The sequence below is a fragment of the Hephaestia sp. MAHUQ-44 genome (assembly GCF_023806085.1).
GTDB lineage: Bacteria > Pseudomonadota > Alphaproteobacteria > Sphingomonadales > Sphingomonadaceae > Sphingomonas.
In genome coordinates this window covers 1-19421 of sequence record NZ_JAMSLX010000025.1, presented here as the reverse complement: position 1 = coordinate 19421, position 19421 = coordinate 1, and the positions used below count along the sequence as shown (strand labels likewise).

Below are 19421 nucleotides of genomic sequence, written 5' to 3'. Positions count from 1 at the left end.
CATGATCCAGACTGATCAAAAAACGCTCTAATTCTCGCCATTCAGCGAATAGATCGGCGGGCCTGAAAGCTGCCGTCCGCCCATCTATCTCTTTTTATCTCCGCTGACTGCGGACGTGGGGACTTAACTGTCATTCTCGGATTGCCCGTCACGAGTTTGCTATTGACCGAAACAGATCTTGAAGTTTTTCACCAAATCTAGCCACCGACAAGTAGGGCCGATCGCTGCCAGCCGCTTTAAGTAACGATATTGACAAACCTATATTTGAATGCCGAGGCACATCCTCAGACAAATTCTCATACGTGACGCACCAGGGCTGCCGAAGTCCACGGCTTCCGAACCAACTTGCCCGCGTCCGGCATTCCCGAATCCTGCAATTTGTGATGCCCAGAAGTCAGGAGGAGATGGATATGTGGCCACCGCTCGTGGACAACGTGGGCGAGTTGTAGCCGTCCATGCTGTCCGGCATGTCTATGTCTAAAACCAGCAGATGCACGTCGGCTCCGTCGCCGAGGATAACCAGCGCATCATCGGCATCGGCAGCTTCGAACACGTCAAAGCCTGCGTCCTTGAGAATACGACGTCGTGCATGCGCACCAAGGGTTCGTCTTCGACGACCATCACGGCCGTTACAGATGATGATTGGACATTCCCGGCTCTCCGCCCGGGAACCGCCCGACTATAGTGACTAAGCAACAAGCAACCCGCGAGCATCGCTATAGATGCAAATTGATCCATGCGATCGGTAATCCCCTCGGAGCGGCATCGTGAAAATGAATGCCGTGGCGACGGCATCCGAACGCGCCACCAGCGTCCCGCCATGAGTCGGGCGATCTCGGATGCGATATGCGAGCCTAGGCCGAGTCCCTGCCGCCCTCGATCATGGCCGCGAAAAAAGGGCTGGAAGAGGCGCTCCCGCGCGATGGGCGCGATCGGCGCCCCGCCGTTCGAAACGGCGACCACCAGTTCGCCATGCGCAGTCGATGCGCCGACCCGCACGGGCTGATCGTTCGCGCCATGCGTGAGTGCATTGCCCAGAAGGTTGGGCAGGAGTTGACCGATCCGCATTTGATCGCAGGCGACCGGCTCTTCATACGCATAGTGAGCGGGATCTCGTGCTCTGGAGAGATCGAGCGCAGTTCCGAAATCACCTGACGGAGCACGGGGTCAAGCGGCTCGCCGATATCGGGAGCGATCGTAATCCCGCCACCGAGACGGCCACGCGCGAACCGCTTGGCGATTTCCGGATAGTGCGGCAAAAGCTCGCGGTGGCGCAATGTCTCGCAGCATCCGTGCGAAATCTTTACGTCCCTGGCGCTTAGCGCGTGCGTGTTCCATGACGGGGTCATGCATCGTCGTTCGCCGTGTTCAACCGAACGAGCATTTTTCCGGTGTTCCGACCGGTAAAGAGATCGGCGAACGCTCGGGGCATTTGGGTAAGGCCATCGACGACCGTATTGGTCCACCGGATCTTGCCGTCCGAAATCCACTGTCCAACATCGCGCAGGAACGCATCCCGGCGACTTGCGTGATCGGTCACGATGTATTCTTGCAATTTGATCCGCTTCCGCATATGGGGATCGACCGATAGCCAGAGGTTTCGGACGAGAAGTTCATCTCTCCCAGGCCGGGGCAATCGGCGCTCGGTAAGCATGAAATTGTCAGTCGTCGGTGCCCCATCGGGCCGACTGACAAGCTGAAACTCGCGCGCGGCATATGTCACAATAACCTTGCCTCAGAAAACATTATGGATTGGAGTAGCGTGCGGCCGCTGCAGACCGCTTCGTTTTCAGCGCCGGCGGGCGTCAGCGAGCGAGTTGGCGATTGAGAAAATCCTCAATCAATGCCGCGATCTCCGCATGGTGCGTTTCGAGCGCGAAATGCCCTGTATCGAGCAGGTGTATCTCTGCGTCTGGAAGGTCGCGCTGGTAGGCGCGCGCACCGGCGGGGATGAACGCGGGATCGTGCCGCCCCCATGCCGCCAGAAAGGGCGGACGGTGCTCGCGAAAATAGGCCTGGAATGACGGGTACAACGCGACGTTGCTGCGATAATCAAGGATCAGGTCGAGCTGGATTTCCTCCGCACCCGGACGCGCCATATAGGCGATGTCGAGTGCATAGCCGTCGGGGGACAGCAGGCTTGGATCGGCGCCGGTGCCATATTGCCAGTTGCGGATCGTCTCCGGCGACAGCGACGCGCGGCAGGCCTCGCGGTTCTCCGCGGTTGGCTCGCGCCAATAGGCTTGCCAATCGCCCCATTCGTCGCTGAAGCCGTCGGTGTAGGCGTTGCCGTTCTGCGAGATGATCGCGGTGATGCGTTCCGGATGGTTCATCGCGAGCCGGAGGCCGACGGGCGCGCCATAATCGAAGATATAGAGCGCGAACCGTTCAAGTCCGATCGCGTCGACAAACCCGTCGATCACCTCGGCCAGCGCGTCGAATGTGTAGGGAAAGTCGCCACGCGGCGGCGCCTTCGTCTGGCCGAAACCGGGGAGGTCGGGCGCGATCAGGTGAAAATGCGCGCTCAGGTCCGGGAGCAGCTCACGGAACATATGGCTGGCGGTTGGGAAGCCGTGCAGCAGCAGAATCACGGGAGCACCGACACGACCGGCCTCCCGGTAAAACACCTCAACGTCGCCGACTTGCTGACGATGGTAGCGCACCGCGGAATCCCACGCTGCGTTCGCGACCATCTCCGGGCCGGCAGTCGTTTCGTCAGCGATATGGGCAGAACCGGGCGAAGCGGATATCATGGGACATCTCCTTTTCTCAAGGCCGAGATAGGAGCCGTCTCAAATTCCATAATCACTTTGTTTCGAGGGATTGAATTGCGGAATCGGGAATAATGGACCGGCTGGACGCGATGGCATTGTTCGTCACGGCTGTGGACGAAGGCTCGCTTGCCGCTGCTGCACGACGGCATCGCCGATCCCCGGCGGCCGTTTCCCGCGCAGTCACGATGCTCGAAGAACTGGCCCGAACCACATTGCTGCTTCGGTCCACCCGGCGCCTGAGCCTGACACCTGCAGGCGCACAGCATGTGGCGACCTGGCGCGAAGTCCTGTTAAAGCTTGATGATATCGGCGCGGAAAGGGACGATACGGCCCTGGGCGGGGAGGTTGTGTTCACCGCGTCCGAGCTGTTCGGTCGCCTGGCGGTGATGCCGGTGGTCGAGCAGTTTATGCAGAAGCACCCCGAAATCTCGGTCCGCGCGATACTCGACAACAGGATCGTCAGCCTGGTCGGCGAAGGCGTAGATGTCGCGATACGGCTTGCGCATCTGCCCGATTCAACGCTGACGGCGATCCGCATCGGCCAGGTGCGGGTGGTGTACTGCGCCTCTCCGGAATATCTGGAGGTGCATGGACGGCCAGAGGTGGTGCGCGATCTGGAGCGTCACATGTGTATCGGGCTGAGCGCGGACAGCGATGCCGAGCTGTGGCCCTTCCGCGCCGCCGCAGAGCACAAAGGCTCCGGGCGATCGGTCCGCGTCCAAACGCGGCTGAGCGTGAGCAACCAGGCTGCCGTCATCGATGCGGCATTGCGAGGACAAGGCATCATCTGCGCGCAATCCTATCAGGTCGTGGACCATCTCGTCGCTGGACGGCTGGTTTCGGTGTTGGCGGAGGTTTCTCCCGCTCCCGTCCCCGCCCATGTGGTGTTCCAGGCCAATCGCGCGAAACGGGGTGCCCGCAGGGCATTCATCGAACATATCGTTACCGACCTGAAGCGAGAGCTCCAGCGCATCGAGGCACGCTTGCCGGGTCAATGAGATGCCGGTGACGCCCCGCCTCGGCTCGGTCAGAGCGCCACGCCTGCTAAAGTGAATCCTTTTGCGACCATAGCTCCATCGCTTGCAGCACCGGCTGGAAGCTGCGGCCTCGCGGCGTCAGCGAATAGTCGACGCGCGGGGGGATTTCGCGATGATCCTTGCGGGCAACGAGCCCGTCCTCTTCCATATCCTTCAGCGTCTTCGACAGCGTACGGTGGGTGATCGCGCCGAGCCGACGCTGCAGTTCATTGAAGCGCAGGGGCTCGTCCATCAACCAATAGAGGATCATCGAGCGCCACTTGCCGCTCAGCAGCGTGAGCGCATTCTCGGCGGGGCAATGCCATCCGTTCTGTTTAACCGCTGCTGCCTTCATCACGGTATCCTATTGGATCGTACTTGCCGACACGTTAGTGTCCCCTATTTTTGGGTTCAAGCATAGGAAAGGGCCCCGGGGCGGGGCCGAAAATACGCCTCCTCGAAAGACAAGCGATGAAAAAGATCGAGGCGATCCTGCGTAGCGATGCGGCCCATTGGGTTGGCGATGGTTTCCCCGTGCGTTCGCTGTTCACCTACCGCGCCAACGCTGCCGCGATCAGCCCCTTTCTGCTGTTCGATTATGCCGGCCCGTGGCACTTTGAGCCCGGCACGGGCGCGACCCGGGGCGTCGGCGAACATCCGCACAAGGGCTTTGAGACGGTGACCATCGTCTATGACGGCGAGGTCAGCCACAGGGATTCGACCGGTGGCGGCGGCACGATCGGTCCCGGCGAGGTCCAGTGGATGACCGCGGGCTCGGGCGTGCTGCACGAGGAGTTTCACTCGCCCGGCTTCACACAGACGGGCGGCCCTTTTCGCATGGTGCAACTGTGGGTGAACTTGCCGGCAAAGGACAAGCTGACCCCGGCGCGGTATCAAGCGATCACGCACGACACGATCCCCGAAATTGCGATCGAGGGCGGTCGCGCGCGGATCATCGCGGGCGATTACCTTGGCAACACAGGGCCTGCGGAGACGTTCACGCCCATCAATCTGTGGGACGTGCGGCTCGATGCCGATGCAGAGGTGACTCTACCCCTGCCGGATGGCCATACCACGATGATCGTCTTGCTTGCGGGCCATGTGACGATCGGCGGTGCGGGTGTCGGTGAAGCCGAGATTGCCCGCCTCTCGACCGACGGCGAAGGCGTGTCGGTCAAGGCGGACGGAAACACGATGCTGCTGTGATGACCGGCGTGCCGATCGACGAACCGGTGTTCGGCCACGGACCGTTCGTGATGAACACCGAAGCCGAGATCCGCCAAGCGATTGCGGACTTCAATTCCGGGACGTTCGGCGCATTGGCACCGGCCTGAGCCGTGCCCGGAGGGAGCGATCCCTCCGGGCATCCGCCGTTTCTTGGTACTCCCTTCCTCCGCTCAAGCGCGGTGGAATTCTGCGTTATCGCGGAAAGCGCCGCTCAAGCCAGGCAAGGACAACGCGGTTCAGTTCGTCCGGCTTTTCATACAATACCCAATGCCCCGATCCCCGGATCATCACGGTCTGAAGATCTGGCACATGGTTTGACATGCCTTCAGCCATGCCGGGCGTGAACGCGACATCGTCCTCTGCGGCGATCATCAACGACGGGACGCGCACCGTCTGATCGACCTTCAGCCCGGCCTGCCAATTGCGAGACAGGTTGCGATACCAGTTGATGGCCGGCGTAAAGCCAGTTGCCTCGAAGCGCGCGGCGAAGAAGGCGAGGTCCTCGGCATCGAGTATCTCCTCACCAAGCATCGGCGTCTCGGGCAGGCCCAGCGGCGTGAAGAAGGCCATGTGCCGATACTCCGCCGGTAAGGCAAAATAGTCAGCAGGCGTGATCACGTTCTTGCGCACCATCGAACGGAAGCTCCGCGCCGGATCGCGTGACAGCAACCGATCCGCTTTGTCTCCATCGTGCATCATCAACACATACATGTCAGGGCTGTAGATCCTGCGCATCTGTTCGAGCGGATCCACGTCCGGATCGGACTCGAACCCCTTCGCGGCCAGGCCGCTGATCTGCTCGGGCTGAAGCCAGTATTGCCAGTGCGGAACGAACGGGGTAGTGATGCTGATCACCCCTGATGTGCGCTTCTCGTGGAACAGCGCCATCTGCCAGGCGAGGATGCCGCCCCAATCGTGGCCCATCCAGATCGCCTTTTTCACATCCAGCGCATCCAGAAGACCTGTGAGGTCATCCATCAGATGGGCCAGGTCATAGTCTTCCCTCGCGGCGGGGCGGTCGGTCAGGCCATATCCACGAAGGTCCGGCGCGATGACGCGGTAACCGGCGCGGGCAAGCGCCGGGATCTGGCGTCGCCAGGAATGGGCAAGCTCTGGAAACCCGTGGAGCAGCACGATCGCCGGACCCGCACCAGCTTCATAGACCGCCATGCGGAGGCCGTTGGTCTCGATATAGCGCGCGGGCGGCATGGGCGGCGGCGGAGCAAAGCCACCTCCCCGAGCAAAAACTGGCGAGGCCGCCGTAAGCGCCATCGTATCCAGGGCCGCCAGCAGGGGGCGCCGAGAGAGGTCCATCGCAATTTCCTTTCATGAGCTGGGGTGAGCGCGGCGCTTCAGCCACCGATCCTGAGCAGATCGCGCCCCGCTTCGCCGCTCAGGGTCGGCTCCCCGCCTCGCGCGCGAGCACACGCTGCACCGCGGGATCGGCGGTCAACCGATAATGCAGCGCCTGGACATTGGAATAGCGTTGCACGCCGTCCGGCAGCATTTTGCTCGCCCAGCGAATCATGGGGAATGCATAAGCGTCGAGGAACGAGCGCGCCTGTCCGAGGATATAGGGGCGCCCATCGAGGTGATGATCGAGAATGCCAAGCTGCGTTCCGGCCAGCTTGTACCCTGCTTCGACCACTGCACGCTTCGCCGCTGCACTTTGGTCGGCGGTGTAGCGAAATGGCGTGAAGATCGGCCAGAATGCGGCGTGCAGGTCCGAGGTGAGGAAAGCCGACCAGCGATGCACCTCTGCCCTGGCGCGCAGATTGTCGTCGCCGGCCAACCCTGCTTGCGGATGTCTTTGCGCCAGATAATCGAGGATCGCGCCCGCTTGGGTCAGCAGCCAGCCGTCTTCCTCGCGAAGGGCTGGTACTGCGCCTGACGGATTCACTACACGCAGCGTTTCCGAGCCAAATTCGACCCTTACCGCTTCATAGGGTTCGCCGATCCACTCCAGCACGATGTGCGGGGCCAGCGAACATGCGCCCGGTGCGTAATAGAGTGTGAGCATGATTTCCTTCTTTGAACGTGCCGAGCTCTCACCGCGCGCCACCAGACCTGCCCAGCCGCATCACGGTTGCCACCGACCGCCGGGGCGCCCGTCGGAGCATGGTCTATCGGCTTCCGCGCCGTCCGGCGGCGCAGGCACTGCGATCGTGGTGCCGATCCTGCGCAGGAACACATGCCGGCATCAGCGCTTGGGCGAGTTCGCCTCCCAAGGCTTCAAGACTACTGCGGCCGCCCAGGCGAGCGAGGCGCAGACCGCAATCGCTCCAGCCATGGGCAGGACGCTGCTGTCCATGAAGGGGCCAGTCAGCGCGATCATCAGCCCTCCTGTCAGCATCTGCACCGTGCCGCCGATCGATGAAGCGAGGCCGGCCATATCCGGGTGTGGATCCAGCGACATCACCATGACGGCGGGGATCACCAGCCCCAGGCACGCAAAGGCCAGAAACAGTCCCGACACCACCACCGGCAACACGTCCGCCCCCGCCCAGACCAGACCGGTCAGGATCAGCGAAGTCGCGGCAAACCCATGAAGCGCGAGGGCGATGAGCCGCTCCATTCCCAGGCTTTCCGCCAGCCGGCCCGCGAATTGAGAAGCCGCAAAAAAGCCCATCGCATTCACCGCGAACGCCAGTGAAAAGCCGATTGGGCTGAGACCATATTGCGAAATGTAGACGAAGCTGGCCGTCGATATGTACACGAACAGCCCGGCTGTGCCGAATGCGCCGATCATGGTGAAACCCATGAATCGCGGGTCGCACAGCAGCGCCTTGCTGCCCTCCCATAGCTGAACCAGGCGCAGCGTCTGGCGCCTCCCTGCCGGGTGCGTCTCGGGCAGGACCAGCACGATCAAGGTGAGACTGAACAAGGCTGCCACCGCAAGTAGCAGGAAGATCTCGCGCCAACCGCCCCAGACAAGGACGAGCGAGCCGGCCAATGGTGCCAGCATGGGTGAAACCGACATCACAATCATGATCGCGGCCATGATCCGGGTCGCCTCCGGGCCGGTGGCCATGTCGCGGACCACCGCGCGCGGAACAACCATCAGCGTTGCAGCGCCCAGCCCTTGCAAGGCGCGGGATGCGAGCATCCAGCCGATCGTGGGCGCGAGCGCGGCCGCGACTGCAGCAGCCGCGAATATCCCGACCCCGATCGCCATCGGCACCCTGCGACCTACAGCATCCGACATCGGACCATAGACCATCTGCGCCAACCCGAACGTAAGCAGGTAAACCGCCAACGTCAGGGCAACGACATTCTCGCCCGTTCCAAGATCCTCCGCGACCCGGGGAAGAGCGGGAAGGTACATGTCGATCGCGAATGGCCCGACTGCTGCCAGAAGGCCCAATATCAACGCCATGCCAAAGAACGGTTCGCGCATCGGGTACCTCGATTTGGATGACATGCGAGAAGCGCGGCCGGCAGCAGCCCCGGAAGAGGGGCAGCGGAAGCTGCCCATTCGCCTTGCCCGTGCGTTACGCGTTTGCGCCACCGTCCACGGTCAGCGTGCTGCCGTTCACCATATGGGCAGCAGGGCCTGCGAGAAACACAACGGCCTCGGCAATCTCTCGTGGCTCCGCAAAGCGGCCGATCGACGAGAGGCTACGCTGAAAGTCGGCACTTTCGCCTTCGGCCGGGTTCGCGTCGGTGTTGGCCGATCCTGGCAGGACGAGATTCACCGTGATGCCCTGCGGGCCGAGTTCACGCGACAGACCCCGCGTGAACGATAGCAGCGCCGATTTCGACATCGCATACGGGGTCACGCCAGGAAACGGGACGCGTTCTGCCAGTGCCGATCCGATCGAGATGATGCGACCGCCATGGGCAAGATGCGGTATCGCAGCTTGTGAAAAGGCAAGCGGCCCGCGCACGTTGATGTCCATCATCGTCTGGAATTCGTCGAGGTCAATTTCCGCGATCGCCCCCGACATTCCGACGGCCGCGCTGTTGACGAGGATATCGAGCCCGCCGAGCGTTTCGACGGACTCTTGAACAGCACGACGGATCGCCTGCAGATCGGCGCTGTCCGCCTGCACGGCAAAGCCGCGCTGGCCGAATTCCCCGATCGAATCCACTACCTCAGCCGCCCGCTCGGCGGAGCTTTGATAGGTGATCGCTACGTCGGCACCGTGCTCTGCCAATGCCCGTGCGATCGCAGCACCAATGCCGCGTGAGCCACCGGTTACAAGGGCGCGTTTGCCCGCTAGATTCGCCATGGTTCTTTCCTTCTGGAGTAGTTGCATAGGGTTCGCCTGCCGGGGACGCTTCTTCCCCTCAGATCGCAGCGAGGAACTTGATGAGTGCCTCGTTCACGCGGGCAGGCGCTTCGTTTTGTACCCAGTGCCCTACATTCTCGAGCCGGACCTGATTGACGAGATTAGGCTGCGCCTCACGCAACGCTTCCAGGCTGGGCGTTTCGGGGTGAAGCATCTGGCTCAACCCGTCGGCAGCGCCCCAGATGTAGAGTGAGGGTTGCCGGATGACGGCATCCTTATACGCCGCCATCAGCTCGAACGTTTTTGGAAAGGCGGTGTAATAGTTCAGCCCGCCACGGAAGCCGGACTCCCAGAATGCTTCGATAGTGTGGCGGACATAGGCGGGATCAGCCCAGCCGGGGACCGCGACCGGTGACGGTCTGAGCATGTGGAGGTCGGGATCCAGAGGATTCCATCGCAACGCCGGCTCCGGGCTTGCGGAAAGCCAGTAAAGGATGCTCCGGATGGCCTGCTCGGCATTGGCAAATTTGCGCTCTGCACCAGCGCGCGCCAGTTCAAAGGCGTAATAGCGATCGCCCAGCCCGAGATCGCGCACATACTGCCAGGGGTCAATTTGCCCGCGCGGCGCGAAGGGAATGCTGATGCTGACAAGCGCCCGGAACCTGTCCGGTCGGATGAGCGACGCCATCTGCGCATGATAGGCGCCCCAGTCATGCCCGACGATCACGGCTGTATCGATCGAGAGCGCGTCAAGAACGCCGATCAGGTCGCCAGTGATATGAAATGCCGTATAGAGTTCGGGGGCTTCCGGTGCGAAGCTTCGGCCATAGCCGCGCATGTCGATCGCGACGGCACGATAGCCGGCATCCGCCACCGCCTGCATCTGGTTTCGCCACGTCTCCGCAGTGTCGGGAAAGCCGTGACAGAACAGAACAGCTGGCCCCTCGCCCTGTTCGACGACGTGGAACTTCCCTTCGATGGCATCCACCATGGTTCGGCGGACGGGCAAGCTCGTGCGGCCCGACGCAGGCCATCCAGGCATGGACGAGAGGCCGAGCCCGAGCCCCAGCATCGCTGCGGTCGTGAGCACGCCACGGCGAGAGGAAGGAATGTGCGTGTCGTCTAACGGTGGCGTGAAAGACATGGCCATATCCTCATCTTGAATCGATGGCGTGCGCTGTTGGCGTGCAGGGGCGCCGGCACGGCGACGCAACCTCCTGTCGAATGGCTACGCTAGCGCCTGCACAACCGCCGTGCGCGGCAGAGGCTGCTGAACCGGTACCGATCTTGCGATGTCGTGAACGCGGTTGAACGAAACTGTCCGCGATCTTCGATCTCTCGGCGATCAAACTGGGCAGAACGACTGCTTACATCGGAAAGCGGTAGGATATCATGAGGCCGCCGCGACTTTCTGGCCCGATTGAAGTCACCATTCCGCGCAGCGAATATTGCGCAGCAAGATGCGCGCGGACCCCGCAGCCTGCGCGCCGCAACATGCTTTCGGCTGATCTAGTGCTGCACGTCGCTCGACCGGCACATCGGGTGCTTCTTGAGCTGACGCGTCGAACCCAGCGCCGACCCGCTCCTGAGAGAGATGGTGCGATCCCGCGTCAAAACTTTTCTGGAAGGATGATTGAGATGGGAAGACGACTTTGGTCCGCCTGGCTGGCGCTATTGTGCGCGCCCGCTGTCTATGCGCAGTCCCCTGAAGAGCACCCCGGCGCCGATCTTATCGTGTTCAACGCGAAGATCGCTACCGGCAATAGCGCGCAACCGGAGGCGTCCGCACTGGCGGTAAAGCATGGCCGCATCTATTCGGTCGGCTCCGACGACGAGGTTCTGGATCTGAAGAGCGCCAACACCAGGATCGTCGACGCAGGCAGCCGCAGGCTGATTGCGGGGATCAGCGACGCGCATACCCATGTACTCAACGAGAGCAGCTACACCTATAATCTGAGGTGGGACGGCGTGCCGACCTTGCGCCGCGCGCTGACGATGCTGCGCGAGCAGGCCGCCCGAACGCCTGAGGGGCACTGGGTCAAGGTGATCGGCGGCTGGTCTCCCTATCAGTTCGCGGAGAAGCGCTTCCCGACCCTAAGCGAGCTGCGTCGGGCGGTGCCGGATCGCCCCCTGATCGTCCAATATGCGTATAACCGCGCCTTCCTGAACGGGCCAGCGATGAAGCTGCTCGGCGTGGGCACCGAACGCTTTCCGCAGCTGCCCGGGACCCAATTCGAGAAGGATCGACGGGGCCAATATACCGGCGTGGTCCATGGCTACACCTTCACCTTCATCGCCCTCGAAACCATGGTGCCGCAGCCTTCCTTCGACGAGCAGGTGAGTGCGCTGGCTCACGCGATCCACGGCCTCAACCGTTTCGGCGTGACCTCGGTCATCGACGCGGGAAATCGGGGCTATCCGAGCGCTCAGGCCACGGTCGATGTGCTCGCCCGCACAAATAGCCTCAATATACGCATGCCGTTTGTCGATATGCAGTTTGGCGACGGCAGCCCGATCAACATGGTCGATGCGCAGATCGAGGCGATCACCCGAACCGCTCCCGTCAGTCCGGGGCAGAATCTCCACCCGGCCCTGGCGCACGGCCACGTCTATCGCGGCGCTGGAGAGGTGCTGCAGCTGGAGGTTCACGATCACGAGAATTTCGATCGTCCCCCGGTGATCATCGATGCCGCGGTAATGCGTCGGCATGTAGCGGAAAATGTGAGCAAGCTGGTCCGCCGGAGAATCCCGTTCCGGATGCACATCAGCTATAATGAAAACATCACGCCTTTCCTCGACGCGCTGGAAACATTGAACGAAACGATCCCGCTTGATGGGCTGCGCTGGAGCATCGAGCATGCCGAGACGATCAGCCCCGAGAATATCGCCCGGGTCAAAGCCCTTGGCGGCGGGATTGCGCTGGATACGAAAATGGCGCTCCACGGAGACGGCTTCATCGCCACCCACGGACGCGACGCGGCGCTGCGCACGCCGCGGCTGCGTGCGCTCGTCGACAGCGGCATCCCCCTGGCGATGACCACCGACGCCTATCGGGCGGCTACGTTCAACCCGTGGGTCGGCATCGGCTGGATGGTTTCGGGAAAATCGGTGTCCGGATCCGAAGTTCTGGCCCCCAACAATCGCCTCACGCGCGCCGAGGCGTTGCGCCTGTTCACCACCGGGGCCGCCTGGTTCATGCATTCGGAATCGGAGATGGGCAGGATCGCAGCCGGGAATCTCGCGGATTTCGCACTATTGGACCGGGATTATTTCACCGTTCCGGAAGACCAGATCTCATCCATCTCCTCGGTATTGACCGTGATGGATGGTAAGGTGGTGTTCGGCGCACAGGAGTATAGCGCCCTGTCTCCGCGCTTGCCCGATGTTCTGCCCAGCTGGTCGCCCATCAAATATTCCGCGGGTGGCTATCACGAAGCGAAGTGACCAAGCGATCGAGTGGCGGCCCGGCGGGTCGCCACTCCAAGGCAGCGCGCGGCCCTATTCTGCGCCAACCTCGAATGCTTCGGTCGCCTCGGTCGTCTTCACGATCCATGATCCGCTCTGGCGAAAGGAGCTCGCCGACGCATAGGTATCTTCCATAAACTGGAAGTAAACGATCTGACCGTCGCGCACCTTGGCGTGAACCGAGAAGGGCGACGTGAACACGCGCCCCATTGCCACCGAGCGATAGGTGAACCTGCCGAAAACGGCGACATCTTCGCCTGAGGCAAACGCTGCGGTGACGCTGAACTCCTCGATCGTCCAATATGCGGCGACCCGGAGGAAGGTGCGGCTATAGGCATCGCGGCCGATGGCAGTCCCAGCCCACGGCTCGATCTGCTTCAGTTCCGGGTTGTCGAAGTTCAGCGAGATATAGACCGCATCGGGCGCAACGAGGCGGAGCGCCGCCGCTTCGACTTCGTCGGGAGCAGTGTGGGAAAGAAAGTCGACAACGACGGCGAGCGACGCCGCGTCCGCGTCCGCGTCCGCGTCCGCCGGGGCCTCAGTCCTTGCAGGTGGCGGCAGCAAGCCAAACGCGTGGGTCGAATGGTCGGTTTCAAGATCAGCCATGAGCGTGTCCTCTTCTTGGGCAAAGGCGGGTCGTCCGCCGGTCAGAGACCCGCTTAGGCAGAGGGCCTGCGAGGCGCCGCGCAGATGCTGCCGCGGAGGTACCAATCTTGCGAGCTATTGCTGCGCATGGCGCCACAACAGACAAGATCTGAAAATGCGCCGCAAGAGTTGCACCCATGCGACAGCCTCGGCGCCGCCTTTTCCGGCAGCTCGGCTAGACCCCTGCAGATCCGCGATGGGTGCCACCTATAGCGGGGCACAGGACCAGAGGTGGCACCCGGATTGCACCATGGGATGCAACGGCAAGCCTGGGCACCAGGCGATGACCGTCCCGTACCCGTCCGGAAACCTGTGAGGAGAACGAGAATGACCAAGAACCAGGCAATCTTTCCCGCCGGCAGGCATGATCTTTATGAACAGCATCGCTATTCTGCAGCAATCAAGTCGGGCGACCTTCTTTTTGTTTCGGGACAGGTCGGTAGCCGGGAAGACGGCACGCCCGAACCGGATTTCGAGCGTCAAGTCCAGCTTGCCTTCGACAACCTCAAGGCCGTCCTCGACGCCGCTGGATGCACCTATGATGACGTCGTCGACATCACCACGTTCCACACCGATCCGGAAAGCCAGTTCGACGTCGTCGCGGCAGTCCGGCAACGAAACTTTACCCAGTCTCCTCACCCAAACTGGACCGCTGTCGGCGTGACCTGGTTGTCCGGCTTCGACTTTGAGATCAAGAGCATCGCGCGTGTCCCCGCGACGAGGTAATCCGGCCTTCCCCTTGCCGAAGGCGCGAAATTGCCGCTTCGGCGAGGTCTCCGCGGGATGTGGATCGCCCCCTTCAGTCTCGTGGAAAATATTCCGCAAGATTCGTGCATCCGCAGCAAGTCGCGCGACGCCGCCACGAAATTCACCCGTTACGGGTGGAGACACCCACTCGGGCCAACAGACTAGCTCCAGAGCGATGGCACGCAGCAGGCCTGCTGGATGCCCGAGAGCGATTGCCGGCCCGCCCAGTTCTGTTCCGAGACCTCTGCTCCGGCCCGAGTCTTCGATTCACACTCCAGCGTTGCTCGACCATTTGCGAAGCGAGCGCGCAACAAGGGGAGAAACCATGACCGCCAGCAAGTTTGAAATTATCGCCACCGGCTCGGCACCCGTAGCGGGGCGGCGACCGTCCGCGATCGCGAACTCCGCTTCGGGCATCGAGTGCGCTGCTCGCTTTGACGGCCTGCACACCCGTTTTCGTGCCGTGATCTTACGGGTGCTCGAGCATCATGAAGGTTTCGAGCCCACGGTGCGCTCGCGGCTCGCCTTCGTCAAACGCCTTTTCAAGGCATGGCAAACCCTCAAGGATCCGGGGCATGCCGCCAGCACCCTCACATTGTGGAGAGCGCTGCGCCGCTTCGAAGCGGAGGTCGCCCTGGCGGAATGCGAGCTGGAATACCTCGAGTTTGAAATCACTGCTGCCCCCGGAAGAAGGCAGGCCCTCCTGATCGATGCTCGCGAGGCCGCCACGGGAAGTCGCCTTGTCTTTTGCGGCTCAGGCGGTGGGCCAGCCTCCGCCGATGGATGACAAGGTGATCACGTCCGCCGCTCAGCTATCGCTCGTTGCCGCGCGTGAGAGACTGGCTCCTTTCTGCAGACCGAGTTGGTGGGGCCGCGCCGGCGTATTTGCCGCGCCGTTGATAGCGGTCCGCGAATCTTTGAATCCCGTGTATACGGGAGGAAAAAGCCTGAGCGCCTTCGCCTGGACGAAATCAGGCGTGCGCAATGACCGGGAGGTCCCGCGAGGGCGGTGCAGCCCTCGAAAGGAGAGACAGTAATGAGCGCGCCCGCCTATTCGTCCTTCACGCAGTGGTATAGCGAAGGTCATCTCGCGTCGTATGTGCGATCGATGAAGTCACCGGGTGGAATCCTCAACCTGATCGAGGCTTCGCAGCCCGCCGGGGACATGTCAGACCCGGCGGTGCCCGATCTTATCCTCTATCAGGATCTGGTCGGCGGTAGCCGAGTCAGCGGCAACCTTGGCGGCGGGCTTTTCAATGTGATGAGCGAGAAGGGCGGTTTCTTTCTCGCAGCGCCGCATTTCGCGAATGAAGTCATTGTTGACACCAGTCATCGGCTCCGGAGCCTGTCGTTTCCGATGGCGCAATGGCAAGCGGTGCTCGATGAAGCCTCAGATGGAAGCTTCTCGTTCGACCGCCCTGGAATATACGGCGGCATGTTCCTCTCCCCTGCCATTCGCTCGGCGCTACGGAATCTATGGGCCCTGTGCGAAGACGAGGGGGCTCCGTCGCGATTGCTGGCGCGCGCGGCAGGCTTTGAAATCCTGGCCGAACTGTGCCGCCTGAGCGGCGCACCGTTGACGCCACCGAAAGGCGGTCTGGCGCCCTGGGCAAAGCGGCGGTCGCTTGAGTTGATGCGGGAGCGAATTTCGGAAGATATCAGCCTTGAGGAGCTGGCGGCCGAAGCTCGGCTGTCACCCTTCCACTTCGCACGTATGTTCAAGCAAAGCGTTGGCGTGCCGCCGAGAGTCCATCTAACTCGGTTGCGGGTGGAGAGAGCATCCGAGCTTCTGGAAATGACAGAAATGTCCGTCACTGAGATTGCTCTGGAAGTGGGATACTCGTCCAACCAGGTGCTCGCCAGGGTCTTCAGCAAGCATCAGCACATGAGCCCGTCGGATTATCGTCGGGCGGTTCGCGATCCGAGCCGGGACATGGTCCAACGGTAAGCGACCGATCACGGGGGGGGCGCCACATCCCTTAGAATTCGATCTCATTCTCTGCGGCAGCCTCGACGTCCAGCCCTGTCCAATGGGCCGCAAAGGCCCACATGTCGGCATGAAGCGCGATGACCTTGTCGAGTGGCATGCCCGCGCCATGTCCGGCTCGTGTCTCAACTCGAACAAGCTTCGGCTTCGATCCTGTGTGCGAAGCCTGCAACGCGGCAATATATTTGAAGCTGTGTCCGGGCACGACGCGATCGTCGGTGTCGGCAGTCGTCGCGAGGATGGCGGGATAATCTTCGCCGGCCTGGATGTTGTGGTAGGGCGAATAGCGCAAAAGCGTGTTGAAATGCTCTTCCTCGTCGGGGTTGCCGAAATCGGACATCCACAAGGCGCCACCGGTGAAACGATGAAAGCGTAGCATGTCCATCACACCGACCCCCGGAAGCGCAGCCGCAAACAGACCCGGGTGCTGATTGACAACCGCAGCCACCAATAGCCCACCGTTTGATTCTCCCTGGATCGCAAGTCCGTCCGCGCTGGTGATCCCCTCCGTCTTGAGGAAGGCTCCGGCAGCTGCGAAGTCGTCAAAGGCATTTTGCCGCTTCTCGAACTGTCCCTCCATATGCCAAGCGCGGCCATATTCCCCGCCGCCCCTCACGTTGGCGACGGCGAAAACGCCCCCCATCTCCACCCAAGCCAGGTGTACGGCACTGTAGTAGGGAACGATGCTGGTCCCGAACCCGCCATAACCGTAAAGCAACGTCGGAGCCGGGTGAGTGACGTCGGTCCGACGAATAATTGAGACCGGAACCCGCGTGCCGTCTTTTGATGCGTAGAAGCGCTGTTCGACCGAGATCCGACGAGGCGTGGCGGACATCTCTACCTTCGCCCAAACTTCGCTCCGGTTCGCCGCTACATCGTAACGAATGACCGTCATTGGCGTGTCGAAACTTGAGTAGATGAAGAAGGCTTCATTGTCCTGTTCGTCACCGTGAAAACTGCCTGCGCTGCCCACTCCGGGAAGCGCAACCGTACCATCGGGCGTGCCGTCCGGCTTAAAGCGGCGAATTTCTGTCTTTGCATCGACCAGATATGTCGCGAGCAACCGCCCCCCGAGCAGCGAAGCGCCGGTGAGCACTGCCTCGTCTTCAGCCACGATCTCACAGGGTGCTGGATCCTGAAGAGTGAGATCGAGCGACACGATCCTGCGTCGCGCAGCGCGGTCGCTCGTCATGGCGTAGAGCAGGCGGCCGGTGGTCCCGATGACCGTCCACTCCGCATCCAATCCATCGATCAGGGAGCGCGGGGTCCAGTCCGCGCCGGTGAGGTCAATTACCGCAAGCGCGTTCACTCCGACCGCGGGCGTCGAATAGATCAGGAGATGACGACCATCGTGACTCCGATCGGCCAGATGCAGCACCGAAGGCCGATCGGGATCGGAATGGATGAGCAGATCCTCCTCCTGGGCGGATCCCACTGCATGGAAAAACACCGCGTGACCCAGGATCTCCGCGGAGGCCGGCTTGCCAGCTTCAGCTTCTGGATATCGTGAATAGAAGAAGCCGGAGCCATCTCGCGTCCAGACGAGGTTGGTGTGCCTTGCCCACCGCACCTCGTCCTCCAGAACGATGCCGGAAGCGACGTCGAGAATCCTGATCGTTCGCCAGTCCGTGCCGCCGCTTTGAACGCAATAGGCTATGCGGGTGCCATCGTCGGACGCCGCCCATTCGGCCAGAGCATCGGCGCCGTCGCCCGACCAGGAATTAGGGTCGATCAGCACCCGGTCGCAGGTATCGGAGCTCTCCTTCATCCGCAGCGTGGGCTGGTTGTCCCTGCCTTGCGTTCGCGTGAAGAAGTATCGGCCTCCACGCTTGCTGGGCGGAGTAAACTGGTCGTAGCTGAGCAGCGCGGCAAGTCGCTCGCGGAAGACGTCGCGGCCCGGCAGGGTCGCAAGGTATCTTTGTGTCACTGCGTTCTGTGCATTCACCCACCGGGCAACGTCGTGGTCGCTGCGCACGTCACCTTCCAGCCAGCGATAGGGATCTGGGACCCTGTGGCCGAAGAGCTCCTCCACCAGATCGTCGCGCTCCGTGGCTGGGTAGTTGGCCTGCGACATCTGACGACGCTCCTGAATGTAGTGATGTGCACCGCCCGAAACCGCGAGGGCGGCGGCCCCCGCCGGTTGGGCGATCTGGACTGGTCAAAGACCTCTCCGCGGGGGGTGGGGAAGGCCCGAAGCGCCTTCCCCCGTCAGTCACCCTGAACGAATGCGAGAAGATCCGCATTTATTAGCTCAGGATGTGTGGCGAAAAGGCCGTGCGAAAGGCCAGGATAGCCCTTGAGCCTGCCATCTCGAACCAATCTGACTGCCTTCGCTGCGCTGTTCTCGATCGGCACGATCTGATCATCCTCGCCATGAAGAAACAGGACCGGCACATCGATCGCTTCCAGGTCTGCGGCGAAATCCGTCTCGGAAAATGCAGCGATGCAGTCGTACTGCGCCTTTGCACCGCCAGACATCCCCTGGCGCCACCAGTTATCAATCAGACCCTGGTTCACTTCGGCGCCATTACGGTTGAACCCGTAAAACGGTCCGGATGCCACTTCCCTGTAGAACTGCGCACGGTTCCCGGTCAGCGCGGCGCGAAAACCGTCAAAAACTGACAACGGGATGCCCCCGGGGTTCGGGCCACTCTGCAGCATTAAAGGTGGGATCGCGCCAATCAACACAACCTTAGCAATGCGCCCTCTCTTCGCGTCGGCGGCATAGCGCACGACTTCGCCCCCGCCTGTGGAATGGCCGATGTGAACGGCATCGAGCAAATCCAGCGCAGCGACGATCGACGCCACGTCGGACGCATAGGTCGACATGTCATTACCGATATCGGTCTGTTCGGATCGACCGTGGCCGCGGCGGTCATGCGCAATCACGCGATAGCCGTGCTGCAGGAAGAACAGCATCTGAGTGTCCCAATCATCAGCGCTGAGGGGCCAACCGTGGTGAAACATCACCGGCTGGGCGTCTCGTGGTCCCCAATCCTTGTAGAAGAGGCAGGTGCCGTCGGATGCGGTTATGATTGCCATGGGGTAAGCTCCTTCAGATACGGTGAGCGGAGCCGGGAAGCAGAAGCGCTGGCGCGCCCCTTCCCGATGAGCCAGGCGCCGTCGGGGCCGATCTGCGCACCCAACGCCGCGAGACCGTGTTCTGCGCCTCGGGTTGTACCTAGTGGACGGCTCGCCACAGTGCGGCGCCGAAACTGCCTTCGCGTTGCCGATCTTGCGGACCCATTGTCGGCGAGCGCGCAGGCGCGCTTTTCGAACCGAGGAAAGTCCTGCGGTCTAGAGCGTTTTTCGATCAGTCTGGATCATA

At 61.9% G+C, this 19421-nt stretch carries 18 protein-coding genes and 1 pseudogene; 6 read left to right on the top strand and 13 right to left on the bottom strand.

All coding sequences use genetic code 11. The features are described 5' to 3' along the window. Positions 1–394: 394 nt before the first annotated feature. The 4 genes from NFE57_RS16255 to NFE57_RS16240 all read right to left on the bottom strand — a co-directional run bounded on the left by NFE57_RS16255 (position 395) and on the right by NFE57_RS16240 (position 2753). Positions 395–553 (bottom strand): response regulator, encoded by a 159-nt coding sequence (locus tag NFE57_RS16255; RefSeq protein WP_252136640.1) that lies wholly within the window; start codon positions 551–553, stop codon positions 395–397. Further along, positions 478–1068 (bottom strand): sensor histidine kinase, encoded by a 591-nt coding sequence (locus tag NFE57_RS16840; protein WP_353653954.1) that lies wholly within the window; start codon positions 1066–1068, stop codon positions 478–480. Before NFE57_RS16840 ends, NFE57_RS16255 begins: the two co-directional genes overlap by 76 nt. 277 nt (positions 1069–1345) lie before the next feature. Continuing rightward, a complete protein-coding gene (locus NFE57_RS16245) occupies positions 1346–1723 on the bottom strand; it encodes a zinc-binding dehydrogenase (RefSeq protein WP_252136638.1) in 378 nt (125 codons plus the stop codon). Between the two features lie 82 nt (positions 1724–1805). After that, positions 1806–2753, bottom strand: coding sequence for an alpha/beta fold hydrolase (locus NFE57_RS16240; protein WP_252136637.1), 948 nt, complete (start codon positions 2751–2753; stop codon positions 1806–1808). Between the two features lie 92 nt (positions 2754–2845). On the opposite strand from NFE57_RS16240, the gene NFE57_RS16235 reads away from it, so the two are divergent. Next, positions 2846–3772 carry a LysR family transcriptional regulator gene (locus NFE57_RS16235; RefSeq protein WP_252136636.1) on the top strand — a complete coding sequence of 309 codons (927 nt, stop codon included), beginning with the start codon at positions 2846–2848 and terminating at the stop codon, positions 3770–3772. A 46-nt stretch (positions 3773–3818) separates the two neighbouring features. Here the strand turns inward: NFE57_RS16235 and NFE57_RS16230 are convergent, their stop codons facing one another. Beyond that, entirely contained in the window at positions 3819–4145 is a 327-nt protein-coding gene (locus NFE57_RS16230) for a winged helix-turn-helix transcriptional regulator (RefSeq protein WP_252136635.1), read from the bottom strand. Positions 4146–4261: 116 nt separating this feature from the next. On the opposite strand from NFE57_RS16230, the pseudogene NFE57_RS16225 reads away from it, so the two are divergent. After that, a pseudogene (locus NFE57_RS16225) lies at positions 4262–5124 on the top strand (pirin family protein). Positions 5125–5209: 85 nt separating this feature from the next. Here NFE57_RS16225 and NFE57_RS16215 read toward each other — a convergent pair. The 5 genes from NFE57_RS16215 to NFE57_RS16195 all read right to left on the bottom strand — a co-directional run bounded on the left by NFE57_RS16215 (position 5210) and on the right by NFE57_RS16195 (position 10399). Beyond that, positions 5210–6331 carry an alpha/beta fold hydrolase gene (locus NFE57_RS16215; RefSeq protein ID WP_252136632.1) on the bottom strand — a complete coding sequence of 374 codons (1122 nt, stop codon included), beginning with the start codon at positions 6329–6331 and terminating at the stop codon, positions 5210–5212. 79 nt (positions 6332–6410) lie between these two features. Continuing rightward, the gene (locus tag NFE57_RS16210; RefSeq protein ID WP_252136631.1) at positions 6411–7079 is read right to left on the bottom strand and encodes a glutathione S-transferase family protein; all 669 of its coding nucleotides are present in this window, start codon (positions 7077–7079) and stop codon (positions 6411–6413) included. Positions 7080–7217: 138 nt separating this feature from the next. Then, positions 7218–8414 carry a multidrug effflux MFS transporter gene (locus NFE57_RS16205; RefSeq protein ID WP_252136630.1) on the bottom strand — a complete coding sequence of 399 codons (1197 nt, stop codon included), beginning with the start codon at positions 8412–8414 and terminating at the stop codon, positions 7218–7220. A gap of 94 nt (positions 8415–8508) precedes the next feature. Continuing rightward, a complete protein-coding gene (locus tag NFE57_RS16200) occupies positions 8509–9249 on the bottom strand; it encodes an SDR family NAD(P)-dependent oxidoreductase (RefSeq protein WP_252136629.1) in 741 nt (246 codons plus the stop codon). Between the two features lie 58 nt (positions 9250–9307). Continuing rightward, the gene (locus NFE57_RS16195; RefSeq protein ID WP_252136628.1) at positions 9308–10399 is read right to left on the bottom strand and encodes an alpha/beta fold hydrolase; all 1092 of its coding nucleotides are present in this window, start codon (positions 10397–10399) and stop codon (positions 9308–9310) included. Positions 10400–10887: 488 nt separating this feature from the next. Here NFE57_RS16195 and NFE57_RS16190 point away from each other — a divergent pair, with 488 nt between their 5' ends. Next, the gene (locus NFE57_RS16190; protein ID WP_252136627.1) at positions 10888–12693 is read left to right on the top strand and encodes an amidohydrolase; all 1806 of its coding nucleotides are present in this window, start codon (positions 10888–10890) and stop codon (positions 12691–12693) included. A 54-nt stretch (positions 12694–12747) separates the two neighbouring features. On the opposite strand, the gene NFE57_RS16185 is transcribed toward NFE57_RS16190, so the two are convergent. Continuing rightward, a complete protein-coding gene (locus tag NFE57_RS16185; protein ID WP_252136626.1) occupies positions 12748–13320 on the bottom strand; it encodes a nuclear transport factor 2 family protein in 573 nt (190 codons plus the stop codon). 366 nt (positions 13321–13686) lie between these two features. Here NFE57_RS16185 and NFE57_RS16180 point away from each other — a divergent pair, with 366 nt between their 5' ends. The 3 genes from NFE57_RS16180 to NFE57_RS16170 all read left to right on the top strand — a co-directional run bounded on the left by NFE57_RS16180 (position 13687) and on the right by NFE57_RS16170 (position 16054). Next, positions 13687–14085: a RidA family protein gene (locus tag NFE57_RS16180; protein ID WP_252136625.1), complete on the top strand. Its 399-nt coding sequence runs from the start codon at positions 13687–13689 to the stop codon at positions 14083–14085. Between the two features lie 346 nt (positions 14086–14431). Beyond that, positions 14432–14893 carry a hypothetical protein gene (locus NFE57_RS16175; protein ID WP_252136624.1) on the top strand — a complete coding sequence of 154 codons (462 nt, stop codon included), beginning with the start codon at positions 14432–14434 and terminating at the stop codon, positions 14891–14893. Between the two features lie 249 nt (positions 14894–15142). After that, a complete protein-coding gene (locus tag NFE57_RS16170; protein WP_252136623.1) occupies positions 15143–16054 on the top strand; it encodes an AraC family transcriptional regulator in 912 nt (303 codons plus the stop codon). Positions 16055–16085: 31 nt separating this feature from the next. Here NFE57_RS16170 and NFE57_RS16165 read toward each other — a convergent pair whose 3' ends face one another. Continuing rightward, entirely contained in the window at positions 16086–18167 is a 2082-nt protein-coding gene (locus NFE57_RS16165; RefSeq protein WP_252136622.1) for a prolyl oligopeptidase family serine peptidase, read from the bottom strand. A gap of 134 nt (positions 18168–18301) precedes the next feature. Then, a complete protein-coding gene (locus NFE57_RS16160) occupies positions 18302–19135 on the bottom strand; it encodes an alpha/beta fold hydrolase (RefSeq protein WP_252136621.1) in 834 nt (277 codons plus the stop codon). Between the last annotated feature and the right edge of the window lie 286 nt (positions 19136–19421).

Excerpts from the sequence above, each read along its gene's own strand:
- NFE57_RS16165 (WP_252136622.1), bottom strand. The coding sequence starts at position 18,167 with ATGTCGCAGGCCAACTACCCAGCCACGGAGCGCGACGATCTGGTGGAG.
- NFE57_RS16190 (WP_252136627.1), top strand. The coding sequence starts at position 10,888 with ATGGGAAGACGACTTTGGTCCGCCTGGCTGGCGCTATTGTGCGCGCCC.
- NFE57_RS16840 (WP_353653954.1), bottom strand. The coding sequence starts at position 1,068 with ATGCGGATCGGTCAACTCCTGCCCAACCTTCTGGGCAATGCACTCACG.
- NFE57_RS16215 (WP_252136632.1), bottom strand. The coding sequence starts at position 6,331 with ATGGACCTCTCTCGGCGCCCCCTGCTGGCGGCCCTGGATACGATGGCG.
- NFE57_RS16205 (WP_252136630.1), bottom strand. The coding sequence starts at position 8,414 with ATGCGCGAACCGTTCTTTGGCATGGCGTTGATATTGGGCCTTCTGGCA.
- NFE57_RS16235 (WP_252136636.1), top strand. The coding sequence starts at position 2,846 with ATGGACCGGCTGGACGCGATGGCATTGTTCGTCACGGCTGTGGACGAA.
- NFE57_RS16195 (WP_252136628.1), bottom strand. The coding sequence starts at position 10,399 with ATGGCCATGTCTTTCACGCCACCGTTAGACGACACGCACATTCCTTCC.
- NFE57_RS16240 (WP_252136637.1), bottom strand. The coding sequence starts at position 2,753 with ATGATATCCGCTTCGCCCGGTTCTGCCCATATCGCTGACGAAACGACT.
- NFE57_RS16160 (WP_252136621.1), bottom strand. The coding sequence starts at position 19,135 with ATGGCAATCATAACCGCATCCGACGGCACCTGCCTCTTCTACAAGGAT.
- NFE57_RS16170 (WP_252136623.1), top strand. The coding sequence starts at position 15,143 with ATGAGCGCGCCCGCCTATTCGTCCTTCACGCAGTGGTATAGCGAAGGT.
- NFE57_RS16185 (WP_252136626.1), bottom strand. The coding sequence starts at position 13,320 with ATGGCTGATCTTGAAACCGACCATTCGACCCACGCGTTTGGCTTGCTG.
- NFE57_RS16180 (WP_252136625.1), top strand. The coding sequence starts at position 13,687 with ATGACCAAGAACCAGGCAATCTTTCCCGCCGGCAGGCATGATCTTTAT.
- NFE57_RS16230 (WP_252136635.1), bottom strand. The coding sequence starts at position 4,145 with ATGAAGGCAGCAGCGGTTAAACAGAACGGATGGCATTGCCCCGCCGAG.
- NFE57_RS16175 (WP_252136624.1), top strand. The coding sequence starts at position 14,432 with ATGACCGCCAGCAAGTTTGAAATTATCGCCACCGGCTCGGCACCCGTA.
- NFE57_RS16200 (WP_252136629.1), bottom strand. The coding sequence starts at position 9,249 with ATGGCGAATCTAGCGGGCAAACGCGCCCTTGTAACCGGTGGCTCACGC.